Origin of the sequence: Microbispora hainanensis, assembly GCF_036186745.1 — a bacterium.
Lineage (GTDB): Bacteria > Actinomycetota > Actinomycetes > Streptosporangiales > Streptosporangiaceae > Microbispora.
In genome coordinates this window covers 7,881,051-7,898,706 of record NZ_CP108086.1, presented here as the reverse complement: position 1 = coordinate 7,898,706, position 17,656 = coordinate 7,881,051, and the positions used below count along the sequence as shown (strand labels likewise).

Annotated in this window: 17 protein-coding genes, 1 tRNA gene and 1 other annotated feature; of the genes, 8 read left to right on the top strand and 10 right to left on the bottom strand. The window is 68.5% G+C overall.

Features of this window, described 5'->3' with window-relative positions; genetic code table 11:
• Nucleotides 1-64 precede the first annotated feature (64 nt).
• Complete coding sequence (locus OHB01_RS35870) at nt 65-925, bottom strand: NAD(P)-dependent oxidoreductase (protein ID WP_142650423.1); 861 nt, start codon at nt 923-925, stop codon at nt 65-67.
• 84 nt (nt 926-1,009) lie between these two features.
• On the opposite strand from OHB01_RS35870, the gene OHB01_RS35865 reads away from it, so the two are divergent.
• The 3 genes from OHB01_RS35865 to OHB01_RS35855 all read left to right on the top strand — a co-directional run bounded on the left by OHB01_RS35865 (nt 1,010) and on the right by OHB01_RS35855 (nt 3,864).
• On the top strand, nt 1,010-1,897 hold the full coding sequence (locus tag OHB01_RS35865) for a LysR family transcriptional regulator (protein WP_142650424.1): 888 nt from the start codon (nt 1,010-1,012) through the stop codon (nt 1,895-1,897).
• Between the two features lie 95 nt (nt 1,898-1,992).
• The gene (locus OHB01_RS35860) at nt 1,993-3,018 is read left to right on the top strand and encodes a chorismate-binding protein (RefSeq protein ID WP_142650425.1); all 1,026 of its coding nucleotides are present in this window, start codon (nt 1,993-1,995) and stop codon (nt 3,016-3,018) included.
• A gap of 15 nt (nt 3,019-3,033) precedes the next feature.
• Nucleotides 3,034-3,864 carry an aminotransferase class IV gene (locus tag OHB01_RS35855; protein WP_328854582.1) on the top strand — a complete coding sequence of 277 codons (831 nt, stop codon included), beginning with the start codon at nt 3,034-3,036 and terminating at the stop codon, nt 3,862-3,864.
• A gap of 4 nt (nt 3,865-3,868) precedes the next feature.
• On the opposite strand, the gene OHB01_RS35850 is transcribed toward OHB01_RS35855, so the two are convergent.
• Nucleotides 3,869-5,248, bottom strand: a complete 1,380-nt coding sequence (locus OHB01_RS35850; RefSeq protein WP_221889985.1) for an LVIVD repeat-containing protein — start codon at nt 5,246-5,248, stop codon at nt 3,869-3,871.
• An 83-nt stretch (nt 5,249-5,331) separates the two neighbouring features.
• Between OHB01_RS35850 and OHB01_RS35845 the strand changes: the two genes are divergently transcribed.
• A complete protein-coding gene (locus OHB01_RS35845) occupies nt 5,332-5,934 on the top strand; it encodes a DUF305 domain-containing protein (RefSeq protein WP_260617434.1) in 603 nt (200 codons plus the stop codon).
• Here the strand turns inward: OHB01_RS35845 and OHB01_RS35840 are convergent.
• Nucleotides 5,931-6,347 carry an SsgA family sporulation/cell division regulator gene (locus OHB01_RS35840; RefSeq protein ID WP_036329836.1) on the bottom strand — a complete coding sequence of 139 codons (417 nt, stop codon included), beginning with the start codon at nt 6,345-6,347 and terminating at the stop codon, nt 5,931-5,933. The genes OHB01_RS35845 and OHB01_RS35840 overlap by 4 nt on opposite strands.
• Nucleotides 6,348-6,812: 465 nt before the next feature.
• On the opposite strand from OHB01_RS35840, the gene OHB01_RS35835 reads away from it, so the two are divergent.
• Nucleotides 6,813-6,884: transfer RNA gene (locus OHB01_RS35835), tRNA-Val, on the top strand.
• A gap of 64 nt (nt 6,885-6,948) precedes the next feature.
• Here the strand turns inward: OHB01_RS35835 and OHB01_RS35830 are convergent.
• From OHB01_RS35830 to OHB01_RS35815, 4 genes are read right to left on the bottom strand one after another with little or no spacing between them, the layout of a single operon-like run.
• A complete protein-coding gene (locus tag OHB01_RS35830; RefSeq protein WP_328855884.1) occupies nt 6,949-7,629 on the bottom strand; it encodes a site-specific integrase in 681 nt (226 codons plus the stop codon).
• Nucleotides 7,545-8,222, bottom strand: coding sequence for a hypothetical protein (locus tag OHB01_RS35825; protein WP_328854581.1), 678 nt, complete (start codon nt 8,220-8,222; stop codon nt 7,545-7,547). Before OHB01_RS35825 ends, OHB01_RS35830 begins: the two co-directional genes overlap by 85 nt.
• Nucleotide 8,223: 1 nt before the next feature.
• On the bottom strand, nt 8,224-8,466 hold the full coding sequence (locus OHB01_RS35820; protein ID WP_142650429.1) for a helix-turn-helix domain-containing protein: 243 nt from the start codon (nt 8,464-8,466) through the stop codon (nt 8,224-8,226).
• A complete protein-coding gene (locus OHB01_RS35815) occupies nt 8,463-9,356 on the bottom strand; it encodes a replication initiator (protein WP_328854580.1) in 894 nt (297 codons plus the stop codon). The genes OHB01_RS35820 and OHB01_RS35815 overlap by 4 nt, the downstream gene beginning before the upstream one ends.
• Nucleotides 9,357-9,587: 231 nt before the next feature.
• Between OHB01_RS35815 and OHB01_RS35810 the strand changes: the two genes are divergently transcribed.
• The 3 genes from OHB01_RS35810 to OHB01_RS35800 all read left to right on the top strand — a co-directional run bounded on the left by OHB01_RS35810 (nt 9,588) and on the right by OHB01_RS35800 (nt 14,192).
• Nucleotides 9,588-10,646: an IS110 family transposase gene (locus OHB01_RS35810; RefSeq protein ID WP_328854579.1), complete on the top strand. Its 1,059-nt coding sequence runs from the start codon at nt 9,588-9,590 to the stop codon at nt 10,644-10,646.
• A 106-nt stretch (nt 10,647-10,752) separates the two neighbouring features.
• A protein-coding gene (locus OHB01_RS35805) for an IS3 family transposase (RefSeq protein ID WP_328854578.1) occupies nt 10,753-11,975 on the top strand; the annotation gives its coding sequence in 2 pieces (ribosomal slippage) (nt 10,753-11,032 and nt 11,032-11,975; 1,224 coding nt in all).
• Nucleotides 11,031-11,144: a sequence feature (AL1L pseudoknot), on the top strand. (Overlaps the previous gene by 114 nt.)
• Before the next feature lie 969 nt (nt 11,976-12,944).
• Complete coding sequence (locus OHB01_RS35800) at nt 12,945-14,192, top strand: IS256 family transposase (protein ID WP_419197558.1); 1,248 nt, start codon at nt 12,945-12,947, stop codon at nt 14,190-14,192.
• A 351-nt stretch (nt 14,193-14,543) separates the two neighbouring features.
• Here the strand turns inward: OHB01_RS35800 and OHB01_RS35795 are convergent, their stop codons facing one another.
• From OHB01_RS35795 to OHB01_RS35785, 3 genes are all read right to left on the bottom strand, one after another.
• On the bottom strand, nt 14,544-14,969 hold the full coding sequence (locus OHB01_RS35795; protein ID WP_328854577.1) for a macro domain-containing protein: 426 nt from the start codon (nt 14,967-14,969) through the stop codon (nt 14,544-14,546).
• Nucleotides 14,959-16,488, bottom strand: a complete 1,530-nt coding sequence (locus OHB01_RS35790; protein WP_419197557.1) for an IS1634 family transposase — start codon at nt 16,486-16,488, stop codon at nt 14,959-14,961. The genes OHB01_RS35795 and OHB01_RS35790 overlap by 11 nt, the downstream gene beginning before the upstream one ends.
• Before the next feature lie 297 nt (nt 16,489-16,785).
• Nucleotides 16,786-17,631, bottom strand: coding sequence for a macro domain-containing protein (locus OHB01_RS35785; RefSeq protein WP_142652725.1), 846 nt, complete (start codon nt 17,629-17,631; stop codon nt 16,786-16,788).
• Nucleotides 17,632-17,656: the final 25 nt, after the last annotated feature.

Sequence of the window (17,656 nt, the reverse complement as noted above, 5' to 3'; positions counted from 1 at the left end):
GCTGGGTCGTCTCCTGGGCTGGGTCTCCCGGACCGAGTTCTTCGGGCCGATGCCTCCATGTCGGTCAGGAACGTCCTGATGTGCCGGAACCGCCGGGGGCTTCCGCCGCCCGGGAGGCCGCGAACGGGACGACCGCGGTGAGGTCGTGCCCCGCCAGCCCGGCCGCGACCGCCCCCGCGAGCAGGTCACGGGCGGCGGCGGTCACCGTCTGGTGCATCCCCGGCCCCTCGGTGGCCAGCCGCAGGTCCTTGGCGGCCAGGCCGAGGGCGTACCTCGTCTCGAACGGGCCCGACTCGGCCACCGGCCGCAGCCGCTCCGCGAGCCCCGCCAGCGGCGTCGCCCCGAGGACGTCGAGGAGCGCGGTGCGGCCGACTCCGAGCTCGTCCGCGTAGGCCATCGTCTCCGCCAGCCCCACCTGGGCGGTCACCAGCGCGCTCATCACGGCGAGCTTGGTCGCGGCGCCCGATCCCGGCCCGCCCGCCTCGTGGACCGTCCCGAAGACGCGCAGCACGTCCGACACCCGGGCGAGGTCCGCCGGGCGGCCCCCGGCGAGCACGACCAGCGTTCCCTCGGCGGCCGGGCCCACGCTGCCGAGCACGGGGGCGTCGACCAGGCCCACGCCCTCGGGCAGCAGGCCGCTCAGGCTCCGCACCGCGTCGGGCCCGATCGTGGACATCTCCACCAGCACCGACCCCGGCCGCAGCCCCGGCAGCGCCGCCCGCACGACCTCGGACACCGCGTCCGGATCGCTCAGCATGGTGATCACGATGTCCGCTCCGGTGGCGGCCTCTGCGGCGGAGGGGGCCGCCTCGGCGCCCGGCACGTCCCGTGGCGTACGGTTCCACACGGTCACCTTGTGACCGGCCGCGACGAGGCGGCCGGCCATCGGGACACCCATACGCCCCAAACCAAGAAAAGCAATCATGTCCTGGACACTATTGGAGGAAAAAACCATTCCACCAGCGACTAGATTGCATGGCGACCATTCCCCTCCCTCATGGATCGGAGCATGTTCGACACCGACGCGCTTGTGCTGCTCGACGTCGTGGCCCGTACGGGATCGTTCACGGCCGCCGCGATACAGCTCAACTACACCCAGTCGGCCGTGTCCCGGCGCATCGCGTCCCTGGAGGCCCAGGCGGGCGGCCCGCTGTTCGCACGGCTGCCGCGAGGCGTGCGGCTGACGCCCGCGGGCCGCACGCTCCACCGTTACGCCCGCGAGGTGCTGGAGCGGCTCGGCCGGGCGGGGGAGGAGCTCGCCGCCATCCACAAGGGCAGCGGCGGGCGGCTGCGGGTCGGCGCGTTCGCCACGGCCAACGCCGTGCTGGTCCCCGCCGCTCTGCGCGAGCTGCGGGCCTCCCGCCCGGAGGTGTCGGTCAGCATGGTGGAGGGCCTGAGCACCGCGCTCATGGACGGGCTCGGCCGCGCGGAGATCGACATCGCGGTCGTGAGCGACTACCCCTCCGGGCTGGGCGCGGGTCCCGAGGTCGAGGTCACCCGCCTGATGGAGGACGAGCTGCTCGTCGCCCTCCCCGCCGACCACCCGCAGGCCGGGAAAGACCGGGTGGACCTGCGCGACCTGCGCGACGAGAGCTGGATCGAGGGCGCCCCTCCCGGCACCGTGACCATGCTCGGCGCCGCCTGCGCCCGGGCCGGCTTCGCTCCGAGGGTCGACCTCCGGATCGGGGAGTGGACCGGCAAGCTCGGCTACGTGGCCGCCGGGCTCGGGGTCACGCTGGTGCCCGCCATGGCCGCGCCCGCCGTACGCGGGGACGTGGCGCTGCGGTCGCTCGGCGAGTTCGCGCCGCGCCGCACCGTTTACGCGGCCCTGCCGCGTACGGCTCCGCTCCCCGCCGCCCGCGCGCTGCTCGGCCTGCTGGCCCGCGGAGCGGCCTGAGCGACGGCGTCCGCGTCACGGCATCGGCCGGCCGCCTGTTTCGCGGCGTCCGGCCGGCCGCGCACGGGACGGCCCGGGGGCGCGACAATGGACACGTGTACGACGCGTTCGCCCATATCGGAGGTCACCTGGCCACCGGCCTGCGGGAGGTGACCACCGATCTGGCCGCCCTCGACGGCTCCGGCTGGTGGGCCGTGGTGGTGTCGTACGAGGGGAAGGTCGTCTGCGCGCGCTTCGACGACGTGCGGCGCGCTCCGCTGCCCCGGCCGCGCGGCCCGTGGCGGGGACCCGGCCGCGACGCCTGGGCCACGTCCCTCGACCGGGAGGGATACGAGCGGGGCGTCCAGCGGATCAGGGACTACATCGAGCAGGGGGAGGTCTACCAGGCCAACCTCTGCCGCGTCCTGTCCGCGCCGCTGCCCTCGCCGGACGCGGACCCCCTCGCCCTCGCCGTACGGCTGGCCGAGGGCAACCCCGCGCCGTACGCGGCCGTCGTGGACGTGCCGGGGCTGACGGTCGTGTCGGCCTCGCCGGAGCTGTACCTGTCCAGGCGCGGCGAGGTGATCGAGTCGCGGCCGATCAAGGGCACCGGCGTGACGGCGGACGATCTCCTCGACAAGGACTACGCCGAAAACCTCATGATCGTCGACCTGGTCCGCAACGACCTCGGCCGCGTGGCGGAGGTAGGCTCTGTGACCGTGCCCTCGCTGTTCGCGGTCGAGGAGCACCCCGGGCTCGTGCACCTGGTGTCCACGGTGCGGGCGCGGCTGGACGGCGGCGCCGGCTGGCCGGAGCTGTTCGCCGCCACCTTCCCTCCGGGATCGGTGACCGGAGCGCCGAAGTCGTCGGCGCTGCGGATCATCAACGAGCTCGAACCGGAGCCCCGCGGGCCGTACTGTGGGGCCGTGGGCTGGGTCGACGCCGACCGGCGCGAGGGGGCGCTGGCGGTCGGCATCCGCACCTTCTGGATCGAGCACGACACGATCCGGTTCGGTACGGGCGCGGGCATCACCTGGGGCTCCGACCCCGGGAGGGAATGGCGCGAAACCGAGCTCAAGGCCGCCCGGCTCATCGGCCTCGCTTCCGGAGGACGGTCCGAGGACGGGCCGCGACATCGGTAAGGAACGGAGCAGAGGATGTCTGTACCCATCTGGGTGAACGGGGAGCTGTACGAGCCCGACAAGGCCGTGATCTCGGTGTACGACCACGGGCTGATGGTCGGCGACGGCGTGTTCGAGACCGTCAAGGCGGTGAACGGGGAGTCCTTCGCGCTGACCCGCCACCTCGAGCGGCTGGCGCTGTCGGCCAAGCGCATGGACCTGCCCGAGCCCGATCTCGCCGCGATCGCCGACGGCGTGCGCCGCTGCCTGGAGGCCGCGCCGAAGTGGCCGCTGGCGCGCATCAGGATCACCTACACCAGCGGCCCGGGCCCGCTCGGCTCCGACCGGGGCGCGGCGGGCACGAACGCCATCGTCATCGTGGGCGAGCAGGCGCCGTTCCCCGCCACGGCCGACGTCACCGTCGTGCCCTGGCCCCGCAACGAGCGCGGCGCGCTGGCCGGCGTCAAGAGCACCTCCTACGGCGACAACGCCAAGGCCCTGGCGTACGCCAAGGAGCGCGGCGGCGCCGAGGCGATCTTCGAGAACCTCGCCGGGAACCTGTGCGAGGGCACCGGCAGCAACATCTTCATCGTCACCGGCGGGCGGCTGATCACCCCGACGCTCGCCTCCGGCTGCCTGGCCGGGATCACCCGCGCGCTCACCCTCGAATGGTGCGGCGGCGAGGAGGCCGACGTGCCCCTCTCGGCGCTGTACGAGGCCGAGGAGGCCTTCCTCACCTCCACGACCCGCGACATCCAGCCGATCAGGGCCGTGGACGGGAAGGCGCTGCCGCAGGCGCCCGGACCGGTCACGCTGGCGGCCATGAAGGTCTTCGCCGAGCGTTCGGCCTCCGACCTCGACCCGTGATCGGTCAGTAGGAGTGCTGGCTCTGGGCGTTGAACTCGTCGAGGCGGACGGCCTTGGCGGGGTCGGTGCGGGGATCGTCCAGACGCAGCACGTCGAGGCCCTTGGTGATGTCGCTGGAGTAGATGTAGCCGTTGTAGTAGTAGGCCGACCATGAGCCGCCGAGATGCAGATCCGGCGCCAGCGGCCCGCGCTCGAAGTAGGCGATCTCCTGCGGGTGGGCGGAGTCGGTGAAGTCCCAGACCGAGACTCCGCCCATGTACCAGCCCTGCACCATCACGTCGCGGCCCGGCACGGGCACCAGCGCGCCGTTGTGGGCCACGCAGTTCTCCTCGTCGCTCTGGGCCCGGGGGATCTTGAAGTAGCCCTGCCGGACGAGCTTGCGCTCCGGCGTCAGCGCGTAGATCGCGTCCGCGCCCTTGGTCGCGCTGACCGAGGGCAGGCAGGTGGCGGCCATCCCGCCGCCCAGCTCGTCGCTGAAGACGACCTTCGTGCCGTCGTTGCTGAACGTGGCCGAGTGCCAGATCGAGAAGTTCTTCTCGTCGCGTACGGTCTGCAGCAGCCTGGGGCGCACCGGGTCGGAGATGTCCAGCAGGACGCCGTCGCCGAAGCAGGCGCCCGCGGCCAGGTTCTTCTCCGGGTAGACGGTGATGTCGTGGCAGCCGCCCGCCGAGGTCTCGCCCTGCGGCCTGCCCGCGAACAGCTCCGGCTTGGCCACGACCCGCGCCTTGCCGGGTTCGGCGACGGGAACCTCCACGATCGAGATGTTCTGATGGGGTGGCGGGCAGCCCGTCGTTTCCGACGCCGGGCCGGGGGAGGAGACGTACAGGTAGAGCGTGCCGGCGTCCTCCCCCGGCACGATGGCGTGCGTGTGGGAGCCGCACTCCGTGCGTACGGACTTCAGGTAGCGCGGATGGGTCTTGTCGGAGATGTCGAAGACGCGGATGCCCTCCCACTCTCCCGATGCCGACGGGTCCCCGGCGTCGCTCGCGCAGGTGTCGTCCGTACGGGGCTCGTCCACCGACAGGAACAGCAGGTCGCCGGAGACCGAGATGTCGTTCTGCCCGCCGGGGCACTCGACCCGGGCGACCGCCTTGGGGTGCTCGGGGTCGCCGATGTCGTGCACCGTGAAGCCCTTGTAGTTGCCCACGAACGCGTAGCGGCCCTGGAACGCCATGTCGGTGCCCCAGTCCTCCGGGCCGTCGAACGGCGCCGCCAGGGGGACGTTGGCGACCAGCGTCATGTTGGGGCTGTGCCGGATCTCGTCCCGGCCCGGGATGCCGGTCGGAGCGGCCTGCGGGGACGGCGCGGATTCGCCGGAGGAGCAGGCCGCGGCCAGGAGGAGGGCGGACGCCACCAGCGCGGTCTTCAGCCTCGGTCTGCTCACGTCGCCCCCATGTCGGTGGATCATCGCCCACTATGGAAGTTATGTCGAGCCCGCGGCCGCTGTTGACCGGATTGGTAACGGTTGTGCTGGCAGTTGCGCCGGTGCTGGCGGCCTGCTCGTCCGAGGTCGCCCCGCCGGCGCACGCCGACGCCCCGGTGATCGTCCCCGGCGCTCCCGGGCAGTCCGGGTCCGCCCCGGCCCGCTCACCGGCGCAGGCGGGGCCCGTGGCGGCCGACGTACGGTTCGCCGAGGCGATGATCCCGCACCACCGGCAGGCGCTGGAGATGGCGGGGCTGGCCGCGGCGCGGACCGGCGACCCGCTGGTGACGGCGGTGGCCGAACGCGTGCTGGACGCGCAGCGCCCGGAGATCGCCGTCATGGAGTCGTGGCTGCGGGGCCTCGGCCGCACCGCGCCGCCCGCGCACGACCACGGGCCGGGCGGCTACGGAATGGCCGGCGAGGAGGAGCTCAACCGGCTGCGTACGGCACGCGGGCGCGACTTCGACACGCTGTTCCTCACGCTGATGATCCGGCACCACGAGGGCGCGGTGACCATGGCGGCGCAGGAACTGCGCCGGGGACGCGACCGGGCCATGCGGACGATGGCCCAGGACGTCCTCAGCGGCCAGCAGATCGAGATCGCCCGGATGCGAGGGATCCAGCGGAGGCTGGGGCAGTTGTTCTAGGAGCTCCAGAGCATGTTGGTGAGCTCCTCGTCCAGGTCCATGAAGTCGGTCTCACGACCGGCGGGGACGAGCTCGTAGGTCCGATGCAGGAACTCGGTGAGGGGGGCCAGGGGCACCTCGAACAGGGCCTGGCCGAAGGGCGAGGTGAGGCTGATGTTGAGCGTCCGCTCGCCGTCCGAACGGGCAGGCCAGACCTGTACGTCGCCGTCACCAACGCGCCGCACGATGCCCACGGTCAGCAGCTCGCGGGCGAAGATCCACTCGACCGGCTCGTCATTCCCCACGTGAAACGCCATCCGGATGGCATACGGATCCTCGGCCGTATAACTCAGGCCGGCGAGCAGGGGGACGGTCGTACGGTCGGGGACCACAAGCCGAAGGCCTAGCTCGGCAGAGACGGTGGTGCTGTTCATCGTCAGCCAAACCTTTTCGTCGTCGGGTCCCCTGTCAGGGGCTTTCACTGCGTCTTCACTGTGCGGTCGGGCCTCGCCGGGCGCTCGTGCTACGAGACGAACGAAGAGACCCGTAGGAAAGATTCCGCCTCCAGGCCCTTCTGTAACGCACATCACAGCTTGACATTCGGTCATCTACCAGCTCAAACATCACCAACAGGCTTGTCCTTACCTCTGCTTTGCGTGTCGGCGGGGCCGCGTCGGCGATGCCATTGCGGGCGAATGATCTCAGGTCGTGCGTATAGGTCGAGCATGGAGCATCACGATGCTATGACACCACACCCCCACGCCGGGGACGCTCTGGCGAACCTTTCGAAGGTGTTGACGAAGGCGGGACGATCGAGCCGACCGGGCCGCGCTTTCGCCATCACCCCCTCGAGTGCGGTATGGTTTTCCCCGTCGGCGCCGCGAGGCGCAGACGAACCCGGGCGATTAGCTCAGCGGGAGAGCGCTTCGTTCACACCGAAGAGGTCACTGGTTCGATCCCAGTATCGCCCACACGATCAAGGCCCGTCGGAGTCCACCACTCCAACGGGCCTTTTCGCTGTTCAAAGCTTTGGCGTTAGCTGTTGTCCTCCTCCCGATCTAGGTCAACGGTGCTGGCTGCGTCCGGCTCCCGGGGCCGATCTGGAGCAGGAGTCAGCGAAAAGTCAGCGAACACCGCCCGAGCCCTGCCGTAGCGGTCGCGCGAGGAGTGCGTGTAACGGTTGAGCGTCGTGGACATCTGCTCGTGCCCGAGGAGGCGCGCCACGTCGTTCACGGGGACGCCGTCGGAGACGAGCCAGGTGGCGTAGCAGTGCCGCAGATCGTGGAACCTCAGCCCCTCTGCCGCGTGCTTGGCGACGTGCATCACGGCCTCCCGGTGGGTCGGGAACTCCTGGCGGTGCTCCAGGCCCTCCTTGTCCTGCCAGACGCCGAGGAAGGCACCCGGCCGGACCTCCACCACCTCGCCCAGCAGCCCGGCCCGGACGAGCGACGGGCGCCAGTCCCGAGACCGGAAGAGCGTGCGGCGGAGAGGACCGCCCGCCGCGTTGGTGAACACCTCTCCGACCGGTCCGGTCGGGTAGCGCTCGCGGTGCGCGGCGAGCAGCTCGACGACGAAGGGCGGAAGGGGGACTTCCCGCCGTCCGGCCTTGGACTTGGGATAGGGCTTTTGCGTCACCGTGCCCGCCACCTCGACGGCCACCCGCTCCACCCGTACGGTTCCGGCGTCGAGGTCGACGGCATCCCAGCGCAGGCCCACGCACTCACCCCAGCGGAGGCCGGTGCCGGCGGCCAGGCCGACGAGCGCCCGGTAGCGGCCGGGGACGTGGGGGAGCAGCACGGCCAGGTCCTCACGGCTGATGATCCGGTCGTCGCCCGCCTTGCGCCGCCGCTTGGGCAGCCGTACGCCCTCGCACGGGTTGGCCCGACGATCCGGTCACGTACGGCCGACTTGAGCACGGTCGACAGCAGCCGGTGGCACTCGGCCACGGTCGCGGGGGCGAGGCGCTTGCTCAGGTCGCTGACCCACGTCTGTACCGCGCTGTGGTCGATGCGCCCGAGGGGGACGTCCCGCCAACGCGGCAGCACGTGCGTCCGCATGATCGAGTCGTCGCGGGCAACGGTGGTGATCTCGTGGTTGCGCGACAGCATCCACTTGGTCGCGTACGGGCCGAACTTGGCCTTCCCCGCGTGGGGGTCGACGTAGGTGCCGCGGTTGAGCGAGCTACTGATCTCGGCGAGGAACGCGGTGGCCTCCTTCTTCGTGGCGAAGGTCTTGGACCGCTGGCGGTCGGTGTGGTCGCGCCAGTTGGCCCGGTAGGTGCCCGCCTTGGTCTTCACGATGTGCCCCATCTCAGCGGCGCCCCTCCTCGGTCAGGCCGTCCAGCCAGGCGTGGAACCGCCGCTTGGGGATGATCCACCGGCCGCCCATCCGCAGGGCCGGAATCGTGCCCTCCCGGACGAGGGCGTAGGCGCTGCCCCGCGACAGCGACAGGAGCCGCGCGACCTCCGGCACCGTGTAGACGGCCCGGTCGTCCTCGGCGGCCTGGGCGGCAGGAGCGTCCTGCCGGGGAACGAGCGAGATCACGTTGTTCATGACGAGTTACCTCCTGCTGTGTCGTCAGTGAGCTGCATGGCGAGCGCCGCCTCGCCGGGAGTGATGCCTTGGCCGGCATAGGCCCAGGAGCCGACGACGAGCGTGCTGTCGGGGTCGTAGGGCAGCCGGGCGAAGGTCATGCGCAGGCGGAAGTCGGCCCGGGCCTGGCGCAGCCTGGTCAGGGTGGTCGAGTAGGTGCGGCTCTTGGTGGAGAAGTGGCCGCGGAAGCCGAGCATGTGCGCCCAGTCGCGCAGCCGCAGCCCGGTGAGGCCCGGGTGGGTGTCGGGGTCGCCGAGCGCCCAGGCGGTGCGGATGAGCCGGGCCGCGTGCTCGGAGACGCCCTGTGCGTGGAGCGTGGGCAGGTCCCGCGGCTTGATCCGCCGGTCGAGGGTGCCGGAGTTCTCTGCGGCCTTGGTGGCGTACTTGGCGACGTAGGCCGCCACGGCGCGTTCGGACAGGTGTGGTCCGTCGTGGAGGTCGCCGGGGTCGATGGGCCGTACGTCGACCTGCTCGCCCCACACCAGGTGCCGGGTCGGCTGGCCGAGGTCGGGAGCATCCAGCCGTACGGCCTTGACAGCGGTGCGGATCGCGGCAGTGAGCAGGTCGACGGTGGCCCAGGCCGGAGGCGGGATGACGCCCTCGTCGCTGCGGCCATCAAGCCGCCGCCCGTGCCGGGCGGCGGTGGCGCGGCGCGTCCGGACGCGTCCGGGCGTGCGGCCTCTTCGGGCCGGTCCCGTCCGCGCCGACGCCAGCCGCGCCCGATCCCAGGCAGACGCATGACACCCGCGGGAAGCCGACCGTCGCGACCACGCGGACGCGCCGTAGCGGGCTGCGGTCTTTCTTTGCCTCCGGCGGGGGATCTCCGGCCCCGAGGTGATCAAGGTGCGCAAGCCGAGGTTCGTGGGTGGCTGGGGAGCTTGATCGCCTCGCCCGCCATCGACCCAGGTAAGTCAGCATGAAACGGCCGACTCCGGTTCTGTCCGTAATGGCACTTGGCCGGTGTCGTGGGTCATCCGACGCTGGCAGTGACAAGCATCCCGCGGCGGACGGAGCCAGCAGGCAGAAGGGAGCCGACCGTTATGCCGAGTGTGACATCGGGAGCGGAGTGGATCCATCTAGGGATGGACGTCTCCAAAGACGCGATCGTGGTCGGGGTGTTGCACCCCGGCGAAGAGGTCCCGGTAGTCGACCGGATCTTCAATGACGAGGCGTCGTTGCGCCGGCTGGTCGGGCGGTTCCGGGACCGGTGGCGGCTGGCGGCCTGCTACGAGGCCGGGCCGGGTGGCTATGAGCTGCATCGGCTGCTGACCTCTATGGGGGTGGCCTGTGACGTGGTCGCCCCGTCCTTGATCCCCAAGGGCGCGGGTGAGCGGGTGAAGACCGACCGGCGGGACGCGATCCGCCTGGCCAGGTTGCACCGCGCTGGGGAACTGACCGCGATCCGCGTCCCCACGATCGCCGAAGAGGCAGTCCGGGACCTGGTACGCACCCGGGCTGATCTGCTCGATGACCGCAGACGCGCCCAGCAGCGGATCAACGCGTTCCTGTTGCGGCACGGACGCGTCTGGCGCGGTGGTGTTCGATGGACGAAGATCCATCGCCAGTGGGTGGCGAGCCAGGTGTTCGACGAACCTGCACTGACCGCGACGCTGGCGACCTACCGAGCCGCTCTGATGGCGCGGGAGGCCGAGCTGGCGGCGCTGGAGGCACAGCTGCACGAGCTGGCGCAGTGCGAGCCGCTACACGCGGCGGTGAGCCGGCTCGGCTGCTACCGAGGAATCGCGGAACTGACCGCACTGACGTTGGCCGCCGAGGTGGTGGACTGGCACCGCTTCGCCTCAGCACGGGCGTTCATGAGTTACAGCGGACTGATCCCCACCGAATACTCCAGCGGCGACCGCATCCGCCGTGGCGGTATCACCAAGGCCGGCTCGGAGCCGGTGCGCACCGCGCTGACCGAATCGGCGTGGTCCTACCAGCATCGGCCCACGATCGGCGCCCCGTTACGGCGACGCCAGCAGGACGCCACAGCTGAGACTCTCGCTCGTTCCTGGAAAGCCCAGCAGCGGTTATGCGGCAAGTTCCGGCGCATGGCCAAGGCCGGCAAGTCTCCCGCCGTCACCGTGGTCGCGGTCGCTCGCGAGCTGGCCGGATTCGTGTGGGCGGAGATGACCAGCTGATCATGCCGCCCAACCCGAAGACCAGGTGGCGCACTGAACCACTCCGACTTTCGTGGAGGCCCTGAAGCCAGCATCATCTGCTGGCGGAAGGGAGAATCACGTCACGATGCCAGCCCCGAGGAAGTATCCCCAAGAGCTTCGAGAGCGCGCGGTCCGGATGGTGTTTGAGGTTCGCCGGCAGACCGGCGGTGCCCCCGGCGCGATCGCCCGGGTGGCCGATCAGCTCGGTGTTCACCGCGAGGCGCTGCGCGGGTGGGTGCGCCAGGCCGAGATCGACGAGGGACAGCGTCCCGGCACCTCGACCGCTGATGCGCAGCGGATCGCCGAGCTGGAGCGTGAGGTGCGCGAGCTGCGCCGCGCCAACGAGATCCTCAAGGCCGCGGCCGCTTTTTTCGCGGCCGAACTCGACCCACGGCCGCCCAGGTAGTTGCCTTCATCGACGCTCACCGCGGCGCTTTCGGCGTCGAGCCGATCTGCCAAGTGTTGCAGGTGGCGACGTCGACGTACTACGCGGCCAAGTCCCGCCCGCCCTCCGCGAGGGCGGTGCGGGACGCCCAGCTCATGGCCGAGATCACCACGGTGTGGAACGAGAACTTCGAGGTGTATGGCGTGCGCAAGATGTGGAAAGAGCTCAACCGGCGCGGCACCCGCGTGGCGCGGTGCACCGTGGCCCGGCTGATGAAGCGCCTGGGGCTTGCCGGGGCGGTGCGCGGGGATCACAAGCGGCCCACGACAACGATCTCCGAAGCCCTCACCGAGCGGACCGAAGACCTGGTCAAACGCGACTTCACCGCCCCCGCCCCGAACCGGTTGTGGGTCGCCGACCTGACCTACATCCCCACCGCGTCGGGGTTCGTGTACGCGGCGCTGGTGATCGACGCGTTCTCGCGGATGATCGTCGGGTGGCGTCTGGCCGATCATCTGCGCATCGACCTGGCGCTGGACGCGCTGGAGATGGCCATCTGGCGTCGCGGAGACGGACGGCGGCTGGAAGGGCTGGTGCACCACTCCGACCGCGGCTGCCAGTATCTGTCGATTCGCTACACCGAGCGCCTGTCGGGTGCCGGGGCGGTCTGCTCGGTCGGCTCCCGTGGGGACAGCTATGACAACGCCTTGGCCGAAAGCACCATCGGGCTGTACAAGACCGAGCTGATCCACCGGCGCGGCCCGTGGAACGGCCTGGACGACGTCGAGATCGCCACCATGGAATGGGTCGACTGGTACAACAACCGGCGCCTCCACAGCGCCTGCAACGACCTTCCACCAGCCGAATTCGAGACCCACTACCGAACCCAAACCGCCCCGGCTATCCTCACCCCAGCCAGCTAACCCGGCCTCCACGAAACTCGGCGCGGTTCAGCCTGCGTGGCGTGGGTCCTGGCCCGGATTCGTACCGACCTGCCCGACCGACACACCCCGTCAATCTGCAGGCAGGCCAGGTGGGGGAAGAGGACCGCGAGCAACTCCGAGAACGTCACCCAGCATGATCAGCAACACCCGGCAGCCGAGCGCCAGAAGATCACGAAATTAGTGCCAGAGCCAGTTTTCAGGATCCCCCGACAAGGTGAGCGAGCGATACAGCAGGCCCACGTAACGGAACTCGTCGGCACCCGTTGATCTGGCTCTGCACGCTCTACCCGCGTTCACACCGAAGAGGTCACTGGTTCGATCCCAGTATCGCCCACCACGTTCGTGCAGATCAGGAGGCCGGGCCGCTATCCAGCGGACCGGCCTTTTGCTTTGCCTGAGTGACCACCGTTTCGGTGGCTCGCCGTTCCACGGATCGGTTGCACCATCAGCCCATCCAGTGGAACCAGACGTCGAAGATCGAATAGTGCGGCCCGTCGCCGAGGCTCGTACCGATCTTCAGGCGGGGCAAGGCCGGGTGAAACATTCGCGGTGCCGCACCTGCGACCGTGGTGTCCGATTCTGTCCCGGTCCGGGCAGGAGGCGGTTGGCGAGGCCGAGGCGACGAGCTCGCGGCCAGAAGCCGGTTCTCGCGTTGAAGGAGCGGTTTTTCTGTGCCGGAGGAGAACCTGGGAGATCGCGAGAGGTGGCTTGGTCCTACTCGCGGACCCGGCGAAGCGTGCGGGCGTACGCTTACGGCATGAGCCAGACCATCTCCTTGACCGCGACCGTCACCCCCGACGAAGAGGGTTGGTATGTCGGCGCGCGTTAGCGTCCATGGGAGTGGTGTACGGGTGATCTTTCCCTTGGTGCGACGGGAGAGATCCATGTGACAAGAGACGGCCACTTCGTAATCCTTCGATTCGCACATTCAGACACGAAGGGGATGAAGTGGCCGTCAATGACATTGTGCCCGCTGCCGGGGACTACTTCGACGAGACTCTCGCCGCGGCGAGCCCGGACCTGCTGCGCACGATGATCCGCGAGTTCGCGCAGCGGATGATGGACGCCGAGGTCGAGCAGCTGTGCGGGGCCGGCTACGGCGAGGTCAGCAGCGAGCGGGTCAACTCCCGCAACGGCTACCGCAGCCGGGAGTGGGACACCCGGGCCGGGACCATCGAGCTGGCCATCCCCCGCCTGCGGTCGGGGTCGTACTTCCCGGACTTCCTGCTGGACAAGCGCCGCCGGGCCGAACGGGCGCTGACCAGCGTGGTGGCCACCTCCTACCTGCTGGGTGTGTCCACACGGCGGATGGAAAAACTCGCCGAGTCGATGGGCATCACCAAGCTGTCCAAATCGCAGGTGTCGAAGATGGCCGCCGAGCTGGATGAGCTGGTCGCCTCGTTCCGGTCCCGGCCTTTGGACGGCGGGCCGTACACCTTCGTCTGGATCGACGCGCTCACTCAGAAGGTGCGTGAGGGCGGGCGGACGGTGAACGTGCACTGCCTGATCGCCACCGGTGTCAATGCCGACGGGCAGCGGGAGATCCTCGGCCTGGACGTCGTCTCCTGCGAAGACGGGGCGGGCTGGCTGGCGTTCCTGCGTGGCCTGGTCGCCCGCGGCCTGTCCGGCGTCCTGCTGGTCACCAGCGACTGCCACGCCGGGCTACGTGACGCGATCGCCGCCACGCTGCCCGGCGCCTCCTGGCAGCGCTGCCGCACCCACTTCGCGAGAAACCTGGGCACCTGTGTCCCGAAGACGGCGCAGCCGTGGGTGCACACGATGCTGCGCACCATCTTCGAACAGCCCGACACCGAGTCCGTGCACGCCCAGCACCGGCACGTGGTCGAGGTGCTGGAGGCCAAGTACCCCAAGGCCGCCGACCGGCTGGACGAGGCCCGTGATGACATCCTGGCCTTCACCGCCTTCCCCACGGCCGTCTGGCGGCAGATCTGGTCCAACAACCCCCAAGAGCGGCTGAACAAGGAGATCCGCCGCCGCACCGACGTGGTCGGCATCTTCCCCGACCGGGAGGCCATCGTCCGCCTGGTCGGCGCGGTGCTGGCCGAGCAGAACGACGAGTGGACCGAGCAGCGCCGCTACATGGGCCTGGAGATCCTGGCCGAATGCCGTAAGCACACCCACTCTCAAAATGAGACAAATGATGTTAAAGTGAATATCGAGGCGATTACGGCTTAGAAGTTCGCCGGATTACGAGTGGTCTTCTCATACACCACGATCATGGACGCGGCCCGGCGCCTCGGCAAGCGCGGCGAGCCGCAGCTCGCGCCAAATCGGCCAATCGTCTTCATACAGGACACGTAGTTCGATCACCGCCAAAACCTACAGGCGGCCACGGCACCACCCGCATCATCGGCAGGCGACGAGCGACCTGGGACGGAAGCGCGGCGGCAGCCGGGCGTGGTCGTAAGTTGCCATACGGGCTCAAGCCGCCGCCTGTGCCGGGCGGCGGTAACACGGCGCGTCCGCCCGCGGCCGCGCTACGTATCTCTTGGATCTGTTGCGCTCTGTCAGTCGACTCCTAGTCTTTTACAGTGCCGCAAGGAAAGCCTGCATCTCCAACATGTCCACCGTCTCGATATCATCCGGTCGGATGATCACGGTGAGCTCGCGGCATACCGGACGTACTCGAGATGAGGCAACAAAAGACAAAATAATCACTTTCAGAAGATTCTCGCGATCAAGAGCGTACACTCTTGCCAGCTCCGCACCCATGATGGGTACTGCCACGGCATTGAGTTGGCCCCTAGCCCCGATTGCTGTCCACAGTTTTCCTAAACTCATCCAGAAGTCGTCAATAGAGCATCGAGCCGTCAGATCATTACCCATCCTGCTATATGCCACGCAATAGATCCTCCGCTTGGGTGAACCAATGACGGCGACTGTCCCTATGGCGTACCGCATCAATTTCCCCTGCGGCTTTGTCGTCCTGAGTTGGCTCAATTTAGTGCGCACCTTCGGGGCTGCGGATCCGCTTGAGGGCGTTGCGTAGGTCGGTGGGCAGAGGGTCGGCGGCGGTCAGGACGTGGTTGCCGGCTTGGATTCGGACGGTGCGATAGCGGCGGGCGGTGCGGACGAACTTCTTGATCGACCATCCGGTCCGTGCCTCGATCCACCGGCCGACCGCCAGGGCGGCGAACACGATCGTCAGGTGCGCGTCGATGGACTCGCGTTTGTGGTGGTAGATCGGCCGTGCTTTGAGGTCGTGCTTGCTCATCCGGAAGGACTTTTCGATCTCGAACAGCCGATGGTAGGAGCTGATGACGAACTCGGCGGTGATGGGCGTCCCGTCCGGGCAGGCGGCGAGATTGGTGATGTAGCCCTTGAGCCCGGCCAGGGCCTTGGCCTTGTCCACCAGCTCGGTGTTGACGCTCTTGGTAGCGCCGGACAGCCTGATGAACCGGTTGCGCTTGACCGGCGCCTGCCCGTCGACGGCGCGCTGGGCCTTGGCGACCTGCTCGTCGATGCCGCGCAGGGTGCGCCGGGCCCGCTCTGCCCGGTACTGGTAGTAGATCATCTGGTCGCGGCGGGGCCGGCTCGATCCCGACGGCCAGGGCTGGATGAAGATGTGCCCGTCGGGGATCGGGGTGCCGGGGTGCTCGCGCCGCCACTGCTTGACCACATACGGCACCTCGGGGATCTTCATGCCGAGGATGAACGACAGCCCAGCGGCTTCGATGGCCTGCTTGTTCGCCTCGGAGATCATCCCGGCGTCGGCCACGATCGTGACGTCCGGCAGGTGGTGGGCCGCCATGAACCCTTCGATCACCGGGAGCATGGTGTGGGTCTCGGCCTTGTTGCCCTCGAAGGCGGTCACCATGAGCGGGAACCCGGAGGAGTCGGTGAGCAGCCCGATCGTGATCTGCGGGTCCAGGCGGCGTTCCTTGGAAAAGCCCGGCTCGCGGAACCCATCCCCGGCGTCGGTCTCGAAGTACAAGGTTGACACGTCGTAGAGGACCAGGCTGGCCGGCCCGAGGCGGGTGTGGGCCGCGCATGCACCGGCCAGGGCCTGGCGCCACTGCGGTGCGGCGTAGTCCGGCAGGCGGCGCTTCACCGTGGCATACGACACCGCATCGATCCCGGCCTCGCCGAGCACGCGCAGGCTGTCGTGCTTGCTCGTCGGTTCGATCACCCGCGCGAGCACCAGCTGCCGGAACACCTCATCGCCCCCGGCCGCGGCAGCAAACCCCAGCGTGTCGTAGGCGCGGGACAGCGCGTCCCACAGGTGTTCCATCCGCGAGCTGACGATCTCCAGCGGCCCGCCCGCCATCGGCCCATCGTCCAGCCCCAGGTCCAGTTCCTGCTGGCCGGCGGCCAGCCGCTGACGCGCCACCGCCCTGAGCGTCTCCAACTCGGCGTCGTCGTGCGCCGACCCGATGTGCTCGATCTCCCGCGATCCGCGGCGGGAGGAGTAGACGATCTGCACCGCCCGGGCGCCTGAGGCCGTCTTCACCGTCCGCACGTACGGAGACACGGCCACCAGGGTAGAGACATGATCGATTTAGTGCGCACTTTTCGCCGTTCCCGACGGGGAACCACGAGGTCAACGCCTCGCGCTCAGCGACAATCTTGAAACGTGAGCCAAGTCAGGTCATCGGCAGGCGACGAGCGACCTGGGACGGAAGCGCGGCGGCAGCCGGGCGTGGTCGTAAGTTGCCATACGGGCTCAAGCCGCCGCCTGTGCCGGGCGGCGGTAACACGGCGCGTCCGCCCGCGGCCGCGCTACGTATCTCTTGGATCTGTTGCGCTCTGTCAGTCGACTCCTAGTCTTTTACAGTGCCGCAAGGAAAGCCTGCATCTCCAACATGTCCACCGTCTCGATATCATCCGGTCGGATGATCACGGTGAGCTCGCGGCATACCGGACGTACTCGAGATGAGGCAACAAAAGACAAAATAATCACTTTCAGAAGATTCTCGCGATCAAGAGCGTACACTCTTGCCAGCTCCGCACCCATGATGGGTACTGCCACGGCATTGAGTTGGCCCCTAGCCCCGATTGCTGTCCACAGTTTTCCTAAACTCATCCAGAAGTCGTCAATAGAGCATCGAGCCGTCAGATCATTACCCATCCTGCTATATGCCACGCAATAGATCCTCCGCTTGGGTGAACCAATGACGGCGACTGTCCCTATGGCGTACCGCATCAATTTCCCCTGCGGCTTTGTCGTTTTGGTCTCCACCTTAATAGGTGAGTATTCCGAGAGGGCTCGCGCTAGATCATCATCGAGCCTGCGACGATCGTTCTCGTAGGTTCGCTGTAGCAATTGTCCTTGAAGGCTTGCTCCATTGATTACGATGTCGTCTGTGGTGTCCGTGTCGAATGTGTCACAAAATCCCACAACGATATCAGTGTCCGACTCAAGAATATCGCCGACCCGGATTTCTATGGAAATATCGGGGTAATCGAATGCGCGTCCTGCATGGCGGCGTGGGAACGCCTTGAAGATGGCCCAGGCGAGGCATGCCGCCAGAGATAGCCCCGTCACTAGTCCTGGTTCAGCGAATCGAACGCCAAAGACTTGACCCGCGAACTGAATCGCCCCAGAGATGAGGCCAAAAGCGATGAGGAACTGCGCGAATAAAAGCGTGCGGGCTCTGCGTGTGTTCCACACCATCTTGTTCTTTCTGCCTACGCACAAT